This is a genomic window from Anaerobiospirillum thomasii, from assembly GCF_900445255.1.
Taxonomy (GTDB): domain Bacteria; phylum Pseudomonadota; class Gammaproteobacteria; order Enterobacterales; family Succinivibrionaceae; genus Anaerobiospirillum_A; species Anaerobiospirillum_A thomasii.
The window spans coordinates 495,505-510,627 of the sequence record NZ_UAPU01000007.1; the positions used below are offsets into that span (position 1 = coordinate 495,505).

13 protein-coding genes are annotated in these 15,123 nt (G+C 43.7%); all 13 read right to left on the reverse strand.

Annotated elements, in window-relative coordinates:
* Positions 1–2: 2 nt before the first annotated feature.
* Complete coding sequence (bamA, locus tag DRZ93_RS09460; protein WP_113743873.1) at positions 3–2,402, reverse strand: outer membrane protein assembly factor BamA; 2,400 nt, start codon at positions 2,400–2,402, stop codon at positions 3–5.
* A 27-nt stretch (positions 2,403–2,429) separates the two neighbouring features.
* Positions 2,430–3,812: an RIP metalloprotease RseP gene (gene rseP / locus DRZ93_RS09465; RefSeq protein ID WP_113746445.1), complete on the reverse strand. Its 1,383-nt coding sequence runs from the start codon at positions 3,810–3,812 to the stop codon at positions 2,430–2,432.
* Between the two features lie 2 nt (positions 3,813–3,814).
* A complete protein-coding gene (gene ispC, locus DRZ93_RS09470; protein WP_113746446.1) occupies positions 3,815–5,005 on the reverse strand; it encodes a 1-deoxy-D-xylulose-5-phosphate reductoisomerase in 1,191 nt (396 codons plus the stop codon).
* A gap of 106 nt (positions 5,006–5,111) precedes the next feature.
* Complete coding sequence (locus DRZ93_RS09475) at positions 5,112–5,972, reverse strand: phosphatidate cytidylyltransferase (RefSeq protein WP_113746447.1); 861 nt, start codon at positions 5,970–5,972, stop codon at positions 5,112–5,114.
* The gene (gene uppS, locus DRZ93_RS09480) at positions 5,962–6,720 is read right to left on the reverse strand and encodes a polyprenyl diphosphate synthase (RefSeq protein ID WP_113743869.1); all 759 of its coding nucleotides are present in this window, start codon (positions 6,718–6,720) and stop codon (positions 5,962–5,964) included. The genes DRZ93_RS09475 and uppS overlap by 11 nt, the downstream gene beginning before the upstream one ends.
* A gap of 16 nt (positions 6,721–6,736) precedes the next feature.
* Positions 6,737–7,294 (reverse strand): ribosome recycling factor, encoded by a 558-nt coding sequence (gene frr, locus DRZ93_RS09485; RefSeq protein ID WP_113743868.1) that lies wholly within the window; start codon positions 7,292–7,294, stop codon positions 6,737–6,739.
* A 3-nt stretch (positions 7,295–7,297) separates the two neighbouring features.
* A complete protein-coding gene (gene pyrH, locus DRZ93_RS09490; protein ID WP_113743867.1) occupies positions 7,298–8,032 on the reverse strand; it encodes a UMP kinase in 735 nt (244 codons plus the stop codon).
* Positions 8,033–8,047: 15 nt separating this feature from the next.
* Positions 8,048–8,926 (reverse strand): translation elongation factor Ts, encoded by an 879-nt coding sequence (gene tsf / locus DRZ93_RS09495; RefSeq protein WP_113743866.1) that lies wholly within the window; start codon positions 8,924–8,926, stop codon positions 8,048–8,050.
* A 105-nt stretch (positions 8,927–9,031) separates the two neighbouring features.
* Complete coding sequence (rpsB, locus tag DRZ93_RS09500) at positions 9,032–9,775, reverse strand: 30S ribosomal protein S2 (RefSeq protein ID WP_113743865.1); 744 nt, start codon at positions 9,773–9,775, stop codon at positions 9,032–9,034.
* A 281-nt stretch (positions 9,776–10,056) separates the two neighbouring features.
* Entirely contained in the window at positions 10,057–10,833 is a 777-nt protein-coding gene (locus tag DRZ93_RS09505; protein WP_113746448.1) for a substrate-binding periplasmic protein, read from the reverse strand.
* Between the two features lie 72 nt (positions 10,834–10,905).
* Positions 10,906–12,534: a methyl-accepting chemotaxis protein gene (locus DRZ93_RS09510; protein WP_113746449.1), complete on the reverse strand. Its 1,629-nt coding sequence runs from the start codon at positions 12,532–12,534 to the stop codon at positions 10,906–10,908.
* Between the two features lie 119 nt (positions 12,535–12,653).
* Entirely contained in the window at positions 12,654–13,421 is a 768-nt protein-coding gene (locus DRZ93_RS09515) for a substrate-binding periplasmic protein (RefSeq protein WP_113746450.1), read from the reverse strand.
* Positions 13,422–13,490: 69 nt separating this feature from the next.
* Entirely contained in the window at positions 13,491–15,119 is a 1,629-nt protein-coding gene (locus tag DRZ93_RS09520; RefSeq protein WP_113746451.1) for a methyl-accepting chemotaxis protein, read from the reverse strand.
* Positions 15,120–15,123 lie beyond the last annotated feature (4 nt).

The window sequence follows — 15,123 nt, forward strand, 5'->3', positions numbered from 1 at the left end:
AATTAGAAATTGCCGCCGATGTTAAAGTTGAATGTCTCAGTCTCATCACCTTCATAATCCTTGATGGATTTGGCAAGTGAGAATATCAAAGGACCGATTGGTGACATCCAGTTTAAAGATACACCGGCTGAAACACGATAATCTCCGGCACCATTATAGTTAAGATTAGTGCCCTTGATATACTTATCACCATTTGTATCCCACAGGGAGCCTGCATCAACAAACAGCGTAGTGCGCACCTGACGCTTATAGGCCTCTGACACAAGTGGTGTCGGAACATGGAACTCGGCTGATACTGCCCACAGGGCATTACCACCTACGTTCTCATCTCCAAATGTATTCCCATAGATGGCCTTATTTCCTACACTGTTGTGCTTAAAGCCACGCAGCCACTCTGTACCGCCAAAATAATAGTTTTCAAAGTATGGCAGTATCTGATTGCGTCCTCTCTTCTTGCCATAGCCGTCACCATATGCAACACGGCCTTTGACAGAGAAGACAAAGTCGCGCTCATCATCAATTGGGAAATAATGGTAGGTATCGGCTGCGACCTTGTAGTACTGCAGATCTGATGTTGGAAGTGTACCTGACAGAACCAGAGACTGACGTGAGCCCTGAGTTGGGAATATAGATCTGTCAAGGTTGTTACGTGTTATACCTGCAGTGCCTGTGTAGTTGTTAAAGGTTCTTTTCTTTCGTCCGCCCAGACCATAGATACCCCAGAAATAATCACCCTGCACGAAATTGCGTCCTGAGTTTTTAATCTTGGTGGACTCATAGCCAAGAGCATAGTGCACTGAGGTATTTTCAGAAATAGGATAGCCTGAGTTTACCTCTACACCTATAGTTTCGTTGTCATAGGCAATAACGTCAGCATCATCACCCTGGAACTTGTCATAGTAGACACGGCCGCCAAGAGAGATCTGATCTACAGTAAAGTAAGGATCGGTATAGCCTACCTCAATATGTCTTCTATAGTCATTGTCATAGGCCATAACGGTGGCTCTTGAGCCCCAGCCAAAGACATTGTTCTGTGAAACACCGGCCTGCAGCATTACACCTGTGTTGGTTCCAAAGCCTATACCGCCTGAGATAGAGCCTGTAGGCTGTTCTTTTACCTTGACATCAAGATTTACAGTATCGGCAAGATTGCCTGATCTTTGTGTGTTTATTTCAACAGTTTCAAAGAAACCTGTTCTGTTTAAACGATCACGTGAGAGATCAACTGCCTCATTTGACAGCCAGGTGCCATCCATCTGACGCAGTTCACGGCGGATTACAGTATCATCAGTTGAGGTATTGCCGCTAATTATAACCTGTGACACATTGACGCGTGAGCCCGGATCTACAAAGAACTCAAGATCTACAGTCTTCTCCTTGTCATTAAAAACAGGGAAGGCCTCAACACGTGAATAGGCATAACCATACTTGCCAAGATAATTCTTAAGTGAGTCCTCCACAGCTGTTACCTGTGAGGCTGAATAGGTCTCACCCTCCTCAAGAGTCAAAAGTTCATTCATAGCATCGCCATACTTGAGAGTTTCGCCACGCAGTGAACTCTTGCCAAGTGTGTATTTATCGCCCTCATCAATGGTGATGGTAAGATAGATACCTTTTTTATCAGGAGTAAGCTCCACACCTGTTGAAACAATCTTGAAGGCCACATAGCCTCGGTCAAGATAGTAGGATTTTAAAGACTCAAGATCTGCTCTGAATTTCTGACTGTCATAGCGGGCATTGGCAAAGAAATTCCACCAAGGCACAGAGTCACGCAGCTGCATCTGAGCTAAAAGCACATCCTCATCAAAGGATTTATTGCCCACAATATTAATCTGCTCAATACTAGCAGAGACACCCTCTGTAAACTCAAGCTTGATATCCACTCTGTTACGTGGCAGATAGGTAAGCACAGGTTTTACTCTTGCCTGATACATACCGGCGCTGTGATAGAAGTCCTCAAGTGATTTTACAATATCATTTAAAGTCTGAATATTAAGGGCCTCACCTGCGCGCAGTCCCTGCTGATCAATTACGCCCTTTAAAGCCTTTTCCTCAACCTGTGAGTTACCTGCAAATTCAATTGCACCTATTGTAGGTCTTTCCTTGACATCAACTACAAAGGTATTACCGTCCCTTATAACTCTTACATCATCAAAGTTGCCTGTGGCATATAGTCTTTTCATGGCAAGGGCAGAGAGATCCTCTGTCAGCATATCTCCCTTTGAAACAGGCAGGGCCAGCAGTACGGCACCTAGTGAGACACGGTTTAAACCTCTTACCTTAATGTCTTCAATTACAAAACTATCTGCAGCTGCCACAGCCTTAGCGTTAAACAGCAGTGACGATGACAGCACAGCTCCCAGACATAGGGCCATCTTTGTTTTGTTATAAAATCCTTTCATTTAGTTATCCTATGTTTTGAAGTTAGTCTACATTAAAGACTGTATATCGTTAAAAACTGAAAAAATTGTCAGTGCAATCAACACACCAAGTCCGAGCATGGTAAGAAAATACCTTACCCTCTCACCCGGAGTTTTTTTAGTTACAGCCTCATAAGCTATAAACAAAAGCTGTCCGCCGTCTAGTACCGGTACCGGCAACAGGTTGAATATACCTAAGTTTACACTAATGATAGCTAAAAATCCTAAAAATGATAATAGGCCATACTGCGCTGAACTGCCAGCACCCTTGGCTATACCTATAGGTCCTGAGATATTATCTGCTGCAATTGAGCCTGAGACTAAAAGGGCTATAGATTTTACAATAAAGGTTGAGACTTGATAAGTTTTAGCAAAGCTATAGAGAACAGCCTCAAAAAATCCATATTCTTTAGTGTGAAACAGTCCCTGATAAGGCTCAACCTTGAAGCCCACACCTACATAAACACGGGCACTTTTACCAAGACTCTTATCATCAGGCAGCTGTGCTGACGGATAGACTGTGGTGCTATACAGCTGACCATCTCTTTTGACTATAAACTCAAGACTCTTTTTATCAGGATTGTGATTTATGATTTTATAAAACTGCGCAAAGGCCTTAATCTCAACTCCATCTACAGATATAAGTCTGTCCCCCTTGCGAATGCCGGCCTTATAGGCAGGTGAGTTGTCCATGACCACATCTATAATCTGTGTTTCAAGACCGCGAAACGGTGCAAAGCCTAAAGCCTGAAAAATATCTGTATCACGTGTGAGCGTAACAGACTCAAGATTCATATCAATACGGCGCAGCTCATCCTTGCCTATATTGCCTCTGACATCAAGAGTCACACTCTGCCCCATATGGCCTACAAGAGGCAGCATTAGAGCTGACCAGTCAGGTACATCTTTATCATTTATTGCCTCAATGGCATCATACTGCCTAAGACCGCTGTGATAGGCCAAAGATGTAGGCTCGACATAACCTACTACAGGCTTCATGGTGGTAATGCCATGCATAGCGGCAATAGTATAGATAACAAGAGCCAGCAGTATATTGGCAAGAGGGCCTGCTGCCACAATAAAGGCTCTTTGCGCTACAGACTTGTGCTTAAAGGAGTATTTTACAAAATCCTCAGGTTTGTACTTTTTGGCATCATCCTCATCCATCTCGCCTAGCATCTGTACATAACCGCCAAGAGGAATGGCTGTAATGCCATACTCACATCCATCTTTACCGCGCCTTTTGATAATGGCTTTGCCAAAACCTATATAAAAACGCAGCACTTTAACGCCGCAGGCGCGGGCTGCAAAAAAATGTCCTGCCTCATGAATGGCAACTAAAAGACCTAATGCAACAACAAAAAATATAAGATTCCACAGAGCGTCTGTCATGTTCAATCCCTGTCTATAAGTCTTAGAATATAGCTGCGCGCTTCTTTGTCTATGCGTAATATATCATCAAGATTGTCACACTGCTCACAGGCAAAATGATCAAGAGCTTTGCGGCAGTTTGCGGCTATATCTGTAAATCTTATTTTCTCATCTAAAAAGCATTGTACCAGGACTTCATTGGCAGCGTTGAGCGCTGTGGTGGCGCCCTGTCCAAGACGTGAGGCCTCCATGGCAAGCTTAAGACATGGATAGCGCTTAAAATCAGGTTTATCAAAGCTCAAAGGCTGCATATTGACAAAATCAAGAGGCTCAACTGCAGCTGCGACACGCTCTGGATAGGCAAGTGATCTGGCTATAGGAGTCTGCATAGATGGTGTACCAAGCTGGGCTAAAACTGCACCGTCGACATACGAGACCATAGAGTGCACCACAGACTGAGGGTGCAACAGCACCTCAATTTTATCGTCACTTGCATTAAACAGATATCGTGCCTCAATAAACTCAAGCCCCTTGTTCATCATAGTGGCACTGTCAACGCTGATCTTAGGTCCCATGCTCCAGACAGGATGATTTACAGCCATGGCAGGAGTTATAGAGTCAAACTCATCAAGACTTTTTTGTCTAAATGGTCCACCTGAGCCTGTAAGTAGAATTTTTCTTACTCCAAGAGCGTCAAGATCACAAAAGCCTATGGTGTTCTGTGCCTGCTCTGGCAGAGACTGAAAAATGGCACTGTGCTCAGAGTCAATTGGAATGACACGTGAGCCTGATTTTTTGACGGCATCAAAAAAAATGGTGCCTGACATTACGAGGGCCTCTTTATTGGCAAGGCCTATTTCAACACCGCTCTTTACAGCCTCAAGCGTTGGCTTTAAACCTGCGGCTCCTACAATGGCGGCGACAACCTGCTGCGCCTCTCCATCGCCTGCTATCTCACAGACACCATCAAAGCCTGAGAGAACATCGCACTTGAGCTTTAAAGAGACAAGAGCATCTTTAAGCTCACCTGCACTTTTACTGTCATACATAGCCACACGCTCTGGGGCGAAGTTTTTGACAATATCCACCATGCCTTTGACATTGTAGTTGGCTACAGCAGAGTGCAGCTTATAACTTTCTTCATTAGCCTTAATTACATTAAGGGTGCTCTGGCCTATTGATCCTGTGGCTCCAAGCAGTGTTACCTTTTTCATTAAAATCCTATATGTTCATTTATTTAAAGCTTTGCTATTGTAAAGAGCTTTTAGCGTAATTACTGTTCAACAGTGCATATTTTGCCTAAAACCCAAGCACTATCTTTTAAAAAAGAGCTCTGTCAAGCAGCAGATAGAAGCTGATAAAGACAGGCACGGCTGCAAGCTGTGAATCTATTCTGTCAAGCATGCCACCATGGCCTGGGAATATACGGCCTGAATCTTTAATATCCACAATACGCTTGAACATGCTCTCCACCAGATCGCCAATTACAGAAAAGATAATGGCAGCACAGCCTGCCACATACAGTGCTATGGTATTAACCTGATAGATTGAATAAAAATCATAATAACTAAAAACGCTAAGACCGATGAGTGCTGCAGCTATGCCGCCATATACACCCTCAAGAGTCTTTTTAGGACTTACAGCTTCTAAAAGCTTGTGTCTGCCAAAGGCGCGGCCTGTAAAATAGGCCCCTGAGTCTGCAAGCCAGACAAGTGCCATAACGGCAAGCACTAAAAATGAACCTTCAAGTCTGTCATTGTGATAATTGACTGAGCGCAGCACTATAATGCCCATTAAAAAAGGCAGAAGCATAAACAGTGCTAAAAATGTGGTCAGCGTGGTATTGTTATGCCAGGCAGTATTTTTCGGAAAGCTCTTTAAAAGCGGAATGGAGCCTATCCAGAACAGACAGGAGATAGCTATTAAATAATAGACAAAAGATGGAATTATACCTTCAATATACAGACCTGGAGGGGCAAAGTAAAATACTGCACTTGAGGCCACAGTTGCTGTAAGTAAAAATGTAAGGCGTGATTTAAAACCAAGCAGCGGGCCCATTTCATAGGCACCAAGTGTATATATGGCCAGAGCTCCAATTACAAAAAACTCATAGTCAACAACAAAAAGCCATACATAGGCCAGGGCTAAAAGACATAGTGCGGTTATAATTCTAATACCCACTTTCTTGCTCCTGTATCTGTTTTGAGGTCATACCAAAACGCCTTTCTCTTTTTGAAAAGAATTGCAGGGCCAAAAGCAGCTCACTGTCATCAAAATCAGGCCATAAGGTATCAGTTACATAAAATTCAGCATAGGCACACTGCCATAAAAGAAAATTGCTGATGCGCATTTCACCACCTGTACGAATGAGCAGATCCACATCATCAGGACAGGACAGATGTTGTTGCAGCATGCTCTCATCAATATCCTGAGCCTGCACTTGACCCTTTTTGACCATGGAGGCAAGCACTCTTGTTGCCTGTACCATATCCCAGCGTCCGCCGTAGTTGGCGGCAATGTTTAAGGTAAGACCGTCATTGTTGCAGGTCAGATCCTGTGCCTTTTCAATTGACTTTACAAGTGATGGGGAAAAACGCGAAATATCGCCTATTACATTTAATCTGATATTGTTTTCATTAAGCTTTGCAACCTGTCTTTTTAAAGACAGAGCAAAAAGCTCCATAAGGGCACTGACCTCAGCCTGCGGTCTTCTCCAGTTTTCAGATGAGAAAGCAAAAAGAGTCAGCTTTTGAATTTCTAAGGCTGTGGCGCTTTTAATCACATTGGTGACTACATCTGCGCCTTTGTGATGACCACGGATGCGGGACATACCTTTTCTCTCTGCCCAGCGGCCGTTTCCATCCATAATAATTGCAAGATGGCGGGGGATTTTAAGATCTCGCCCCGCGCATATTTTTTTGTCTAACATAAAGTTTAAGATTGAATTAAACTTCCATTAGCTCTTTTTCTTTGGCAGCTAACAGATCATCACACTGCTTGATGGTAGCATCTGTAAGCTTCTGAATCTGCTCTTCTCCGCCTCTCTGCTCATCCTCAGAGATATCCTTTGACTTCTGCAGATCTTTGAGCTCAGCGTTGGCGTCACGGCGGATATTTCTCACCTCGACACGGCTCTGCTCAACTTCACCGCGCACAACCTTTACAAGCTCCTTGCGGCGATCTTCTGTCAGCGGTGGAAGAGGAACACGAATATCTACACCGGTAATTACAGGGTTCAGGCCAAGCTCTGATTTCTGAATAGCCTTTTCAACGTCCTTAACAGCATTTCTGTCAAATACTGTAAGCTTTAAGGTGCGGGCATCTTCAACATTTACCTGAGCAACCTGACGCAAAGGGGTAGGAGTGCCGTAGTAGTCAACCATTACACCGTCTAAAATGGCAGGCTGTGCTCGGCCTGTACGTACTTTTGAAAGACGGCTGCGCAGTGACTCTAAAGCCTTTTGCATACGATCATTAGCTTTTTGTTTTACATCATTAACCATTTATTAAACTCCTGTGGTACAAACCAGAGTACCTTCATCCTCACCTAAAGAGGCGCGAAGCAGTGCGCCCTCCTTGTTCATAGAGAAGACACGGATAGACATCTGATGGTCGCGAGCCAATGCAAAAGCAGTTAAGTCCATTACTTCAAGCTCACGCTTTAGCACCTCGTCAAAACTCAGACGGTCAAAACGCTGTGCATTTTTATCCTTCATAGGATCAGCTGTGTATATGCCATCAACCTTGGTGGCTTTAAAGACCTCATCACAGCAGAGCTCAACACCACGTAAAATAGCGGCTGTATCTGTAGTAAAGAAAGGAGATCCGGTACCACCTGCAACAATAAGGGCCTGGCCTTTGGATAAAATCTCACGGCCCTGCACGGCACTGTACTGTGCACTTATAGATGGAATGCCATAGGCGCTCATCAGCACACACTCACCGCCCTGTCTTACAAGCTCATCGCGCATGGCAAGACCGTTCATAACGGTGGCAAGCATGCCCATCTGATCACCTGCAACACGGTCAAGGCCGGCCTTCTGCAGTGCCGCGCCACGGAAAATATTACCGCCGCCTATAACTAGCACTACCTGTACACCGTGCTCCTGCACCTTTCTAATCTGAGCTGCTGTAGCTGATAAAATCTCAGGCTCAATACCAAAACCGCTCTGTCCGCCAAGTGCTTCACCTGACAGCTTTAATAAGATACGTCTTGCTTTTCCCGGCTGTAAAGAGGTCATTTTATTTCTCCAAAATTACTTAGAAGAAGCGGCGATCTGAGCCTGCACTTCTTCAGCAAAGTTGGATTCTTTCTTCTCGATACCCTCACCTACCTCAAAACGTACGAATGAGATAGCCTCAGCACCATTGTTCTTTAACAGATCGCCAACTGAGATTGATGGATCCATTACGAATGGCTGACCGGTCAGAGAAACTTCACCGGTGAACTTCTTCATACGGCCTTCAACCATCTTCTCGGCAATTTCCTTTGACTTGCCAGACTGCATGGCGATATCGATCTGGATCTGACGCTCCTTCTCAACAACCTCGGCAGATACATCCTCTGGCTTTACGAAATCTGGCTTTGAGGCACATACGTGCATAGCTACGTGCTTGGCAAGCTCGTTGTCACCGCCCTTTAAGGATACTATAACGCCGATACGACGGTTTGAGTGTACGTACAGACCAAGGTTCTCACCCTCAACACGTACCATACGACGCAGATTGAGGTTCTCACCGATCTTGGCGACTAAAGCTGTAAGAGCATCAGCAACGCTCTGGCCATCTATCTGCTCGTTCTTTAAAGCCTCAACATCGCTTACACCTGAAGCTAAAGCTAAGTTTGCAACCTTAGCAGCAAAGTCCTGGAACTCAGCATTCTTGGCAGCAAAGTCGGTCTCTGAGTTTAACTCAACTAATACAGCGGCATTGCCTTCCTGTGCACAGGCAATAGTACCCTCGGCAGCAGTACGGGTGGCTTTCTTGGCAGCCTTTAAGGCACCGCTCTTTCTCATCTCTTCAATAGCAGCCTCGATATTGCCGTCTGTAGCAACCAGAGCCTTTTTGCAGTCCATCATGCCTGCGCCAGTGATATCGCGCAGCTCTTTAACCATTGCAGCTGTTACATTAGCCATTTAAAAAATTCCTCTAAATGTTTTTAAAAAGGCCGGAATACTCCAGCCTTTAACACAATACAAATCGCATTATGCCATTAAGGCATGTGCCTAAAAAAATCTATATTATTCAGCCTGCTCAGCAGTCTCTGCAGCAACCTCAGGGGCAGCCTCAACAACCTGACCCTGCTCCATGCGGGCGGCATTGATGGTCTCAACGGCACCCTTTAAGTAGAGCTCTACTGCACGGATAGCATCGTCGTTACCTGGAATAATGTAGTTAACGCCATCTGGGTTTGAGTTGGTATCAACAACTGCAACTACTGGAATGCCAAGATTGTTGGCTTCTTTGATAGCAATGTGCTCAACTTCAGCGTCGATTACGAATAAGGCATCTGGCAGACCGCCCATATCCTTGATACCGCCTAATGAACGGTTGAGCTTCTCAAGCTCACGGGTACGTAACAGAGCTTCTTTCTTGGTGAGCTTGTCAAAGGTACCGTCAGTTGACTGAATCTCAAGCTCCTTTAAACGCTTGATTGACTGACGTACAGTCTTCCAGTTGGTGAGCATACCACCTAACCAGCGGTGATCAACATAGTACTGACCACAGGCCTCGGCAGCTGGACCAACCTTGTCGCAGGCGGCTCTCTTGGTGCCTACGAATAAAATCTTACCCTTGTGAGCTACTGTGCTTGACAGGAAGTTTAATGCGTCTTCGTAGCACTGTACAGTCTTATCGAGGTTGATGATGTGTACACCGTTTCTTGCACCAAAGATGTACTGTTTCATCTTTGGATTCCAGTAACGAGTCTGATGGCCGAAGTGAACGCCTGCCTGAAGCATGTCGCGCATGGTAATTGATGACATTGAGTTTTCCTCTTAAATGGGTTTTGCCTCCACTGTTTCGCAGCTTTAACCTTGACGGCACCCAAAGTCTGCGTGAATAAACAGTGTGTGTTTTCGAAAAAAATTAAAAATACGCCTTATATTAAAGGCACTGTATTCTATCATGTTTAGCTATATTTTTATAAAGTATTTTTAACTTTATCTCAAAAATTACCTTCCTTTTAACTACTATACTGTAATAAAAAACCAAAAAGGCGACCGAAGCCGCCTTGTAACTAACACAACAAAAGAGGTAGAAAAAATTATTTAAAATACTTCTTTATAATCTTATCGAGCGTACCGTCAAGTTTCATGCGATACATCTCTGTTGATATATCATAGGCATAAGGCGAGTCCTTGGCAAAGCCAAAGGCAATCTGTCCGTGTTGTCTGTCGTAGATTTTATCAACAATCTGCAGATTAAAGGCTGGCATAGTCTGAGCAAAGTACTCAATAATAGGTTTGTCATAGACCATAGCATCAAGTTTGCCCTGAGTTACTGCCACTATGCCAATCATAAAGCTTGACAGCTGCACTTTCTCAGCTCCTGGGATATTTCTGTCAATAAAATCCTCACCTGTGGTGCCAAGAACTGCACCTACTTTGCCATTGGAGAATTTTTTAATATCATCAACATTGTTATATTTTTTCTTTGAGTAGATTACGCTAAGACCTGTATCAAAGTAGATATGGCTAAAATCCATAAACTCAGTACGTTCTATTGTTGCTGACAGACAGCCTGCCAGCACATCAATCTGTTTATTTTTTACTCTTCTTAGCTGCTCGCCGCGCAGCATAGGCAGAATACGGTTTTCTGCAAGTTCAAAGCCAAGGCGCTTTTTTAGCTCCATGATAATATCAATATCAAGGCCAACTGGAGTTATATAATCATTAGCTAGTGTTGCAAAAGGAGGGTTGGTCGGATCTACGCCAATACGCAGTGTTTTTCCGGCAAGCTCACCTGCGGCTTGGGCTGGGCATACGATCAAAGCCATAGCTGCAATGGCAGCAGCACCGAAGGTCTTTTTTATCAAACTCATTTTACACCTTACATCATAGCAGTAATAATAAACAAAACTATAAAGCAGGCCAGGCCTGCTTCCTGACTCTACCTAATTAACTGCATTAGGATCATGCAACTTGAACTTTGAGAGGTTCTCTACAAGATCATGTATTGAGACAACTGACTTTTCAGTTGTAGCAATGGCGCTTTGAGATTTGTCAAATACAATCTGAGTTGCAGTGGTAATACCCTGCATATTGGTTGAAATCTCAGAGGTGGCTGTAGTCTGCTCCTCAGCTGCAGTTGCAATCTGAGTAATCTGTGTATTTACAGCATTGACCTTATCAAGCACAGAGTTTAATGAAGTCTCAAGCTCACCTGCCTTTTCAGCCACTGTATTCATATTGCTTACAGATGACTCCATAGACTGTGTGGCCACATTGGCATCATTTTGAATCTGTGACACCATGGAGGAGATTTCCTGTGTTGACTTGGTGGTACGTGAAGCTAATGCACGAACCTCATCGGCAACCACGGCAAAGCCACGTCCTGCCTCACCGGCACGGGCTGCCTCGATAGCAGCATTGAGAGCTAATAAGTTAGTCTGTGCTGCAATTTCATCAATGGTGCCAACAATAAAGCCAATCTTCTGGGTCTGATCGGCAAGAGCCTGAATCTTGAGAGCATCCTGATTGGTGCGCTCTGACTGATCTCTAATCTGATCAACTGTGGTTCTTACCACATCCATGCCCATAAGAGTAATATGCTTTGAGTCATCTGATACAGTAGCGGCACTTTCGCAATTTTTTGCAATATCAGCTGTGGTTGATACCATCTCATCGGCAGCAGCTGCTACAGTTACAGTCTGAGACTCGGCTGTCTTGGCAGCATCTACCACATCCTGAGATGACTTGTTCATCGCCATAATCTCATCGCGCAGCTGATTTGAGACATCTATAACTAATGATACAGAGTCACTTAAGTTATTGCGCATAGTGCGCATCATCATGGCAAGCTCGCCAAACTCATCGTAGGTATAGACAGGAATTTCAACTGTAAGATCGTTTTGTGAAATTCTGCCTGCAATCTGACATAAGTGGGACAGACAGTGTGTAATGTATCTTGAGGTGAAGAATGCTGTAAGGCCACCTAAGATAATGGCACCAATGGTGCAGCCTATAACAATAAGTAATGCTGTGGTATCGCGCAGTACGTCAACCTCCTCTGAAATATCAGAGATAAGATCTTTGCCAATGCTTGAGTGAATGTTAGCAATTTCTGTAGCTACAGGCTGCATCTGATCTAAATAGAAAGAAAGAGCGTCAAATGGTTTGCCGGCTTCAATAAGAGGCACAATGGCATTTTGATAATTGTCAGCAAAGCTTTGTGTCAGAGCAGCAATTTTATCGGTGGCTGCCTTGTACTGCGGCAAATTGAGCTGACCTGCAAGATTAAGAGCATCTTTAATATCAGTCTCAAGATCCTGTTTTGCTTTGTCAGTCTGATTGCCAGGACTTAGATAAAATGAAATAGAGCTGTTCATCTCTGAGGCCTTGATGGTGGAGGCATTGACTCTTGCATAGCTTTGATCTACAAGTGAGTGTACCACATCGGCTACAGACAGACTCGAGCGCAGCGAGTTTATCGCTATAAGTGAGATAAGCACGGTAAGCAAAAGCACAAAGCCAAAGCCAAGTGTCAGCTTAAGACTCAGTTTCATTTTATTTAAAAAGTTCATAAATCACCCAATCAGTTAAGACAACTTAATAAAAGTAACTTTAAGACCTGTTTTATTAAACAAAAGTAATCTGAAAATCAGAACTTCGTTATACCTAAAATCTCCTAAATGTAACGTTTTTATTTTATGTATTTATCTACAATAGCATCGAGTGTTCCGTCTTTTTTCATATTATAGAGCTCTTTTGAGATAATAAATGTATAAGGAGAGTTCTTGCCAAAGCCAAGGGCTATCTGACAGTACTGTCTTTCATAGATATCATCTATAACCTCAAGATTAAAATCAGGCATGCTCTGTGCAAAATACTCAATAAGAGGTCTGTCATAGACGATGGCATCAACAGTACCCTGAGTTACAGCAATCATGGCTATCATGAAGCTTGGGAATATTACCTTCTGAGCTCCCTGCAGCTGTCTGTCAATAAAGTGCTCACTTACTGTACCTTCCACTGCACCTACCTTAGCATCATTGAACTTTCTAAAATCCGTGACCTTGTTATATTTACTCTTGGAATAAATAATGCTAAGTCCTGTGTCATAATAGACAGGACTAAAATCCAGATGCTTGGCGCGATCTGCTGTAGCCGACAGACAGCCTGCTACAAGATCCAACTGATTATTTTTAATCCTTTTCATCTGCTCAGAGCGCATCATAGGCAAAATACGGTTTTCTGCAATTTCAAAACCAAGACGCTTTTGCAGCTCAATAATAATATCTACATCAAGGCCTATTGGGGTTATAAAGTCATCAGCCAGTGTTGAAAACGGTGGAGTAGTCGGATCTACTGATACGTGCAGGGTTTTACCTGCAAGCTCTCCTGCAGCATAAGCTGGACTTATAAGCAAAACAATAGCAGCAAGGCTACAGGCTTTTTTAATAAAACTCATGTTACACCTTATAAACTTAACTAAATTCTATGTAAGAATCATGAGGCAGGGTCAGCCTGCCCCTTAATATTAATTAGCAGCGTTTGGATCATGTAGCTTGAACTTTGAGAGGTTCTCTACAAGATCACGTATTGAGACAACTGACTTTTCAGTTGTAGCAATGGCGCTTTGAGATTTGTCAAATACAATCTGAGTTGCAGTGGTAATACCCTGCATATTGGTTGAAATCTCAGAGGTGGCTGTAGTCTGCTCCTCAGCTGCAGTTGCAATCTGAGTAATCTGTGTATTTACAGCATTGACCTTATCAAGCACAGAGTTTAATGAAGTCTCAAGCTCACCTGCCTTTTCAGCCACTGTATTCATATTGCTTACAGATGACTCCATAGACTGTGTGGCCACATTGGCATCATTTTGAATCTGTGACACCATGGAGGAGATTTCCTGTGTTGACTTGGTGGTACGTGAAGCTAATGCACGAACCTCATCGGCAACCACGGCAAAGCCACGTCCTGCCTCACCGGCACGGGCTGCCTCGATAGCAGCATTGAGAGCTAATAAGTTAGTCTGTGCTGCAATTTCATCAATGGTGCCAACAATAAAGCCAATCTTCTGGGTCTGATCGGCAAGAGCCTGAATCTTGAGGGCATCCTGATTGGTGCGCTCTGACTGATCTCTAATCTGATCAACTGTGGTTCTTACCACATCCATGCCCATAAGAGTAATATGCTTTGAGTCATCTGATACAGCAGCGGCACTCTCGCAATTTCTTGCAATATCAGCTGTGGTTGATACCATCTCATCGGCTGCTGCGGCCACTGTAACAGTCTGTGACTCGGCTGTCTTGGCTGCATCTACCACATCCTGAGATGATTTATTCATCACCAAGATCTCATCGCGTAGCTTATTTGATACATCTATAACTAATGATACAGAGTCACTTAAGTTATTGCGCATGGTGCGCATCATCGTGGCCAGCTCACCAAACTCATCCTTTGAGTAGACAGGTATTTCAACAGTAAGATCGTTTTGTGAAATTCTGCCTGCAATCTGACATAAGTGAGACAGACAGTGTGTAATGTATCTTGAGGTGAAGAAGGCTGTAAGACCGCCTAAGATAATGGCGCCTATGGTGCAGCCTATAACAATAAGTAATGCTGTGGTATCGCGCAGTACGTCAACCTCCTCTGAAATATCAGAGATAAGATCTTTGCCAATGCTTGAGTGAATGCTGGCAATTTCTGTGGCTACAGGCTGCATCTGATCTAAATAGAAGGCCAGAGCATCAAATGGTTTGCCGGCTTCAATAAGAGGCACAATGGCATTTTGATAATTGTCAGCAAAGTTTTGTGTCAGTGCAGCAATCTTGTCTGTAGCTACCTTGTACTGTGGCAGATTGAGCTGACCTGCAAGATTAAGAGCTTCTTTAATGTCAGTCTCAAGATCCTGTCTTGCCTTGTCAGTCTGATTGCCTGGGCTTAAATAAAATGAAATAGAGCTATTCATCTCTGATGATTTAATAGTTGAGGCATTGACTCTTGCATAGCTCTGATCTACAAGTGAGTGTACCAGATCTGCTACAGACAGACTTGAGCGCAACGAGTTAATAGCAATCAGAGAAATAAATACAGTAAGCAGTAGTACAAATCCAAAACCGACCGTTAGCTTAAGACTCAGTTTCATATTATTCAAAAAGTTCATAAAA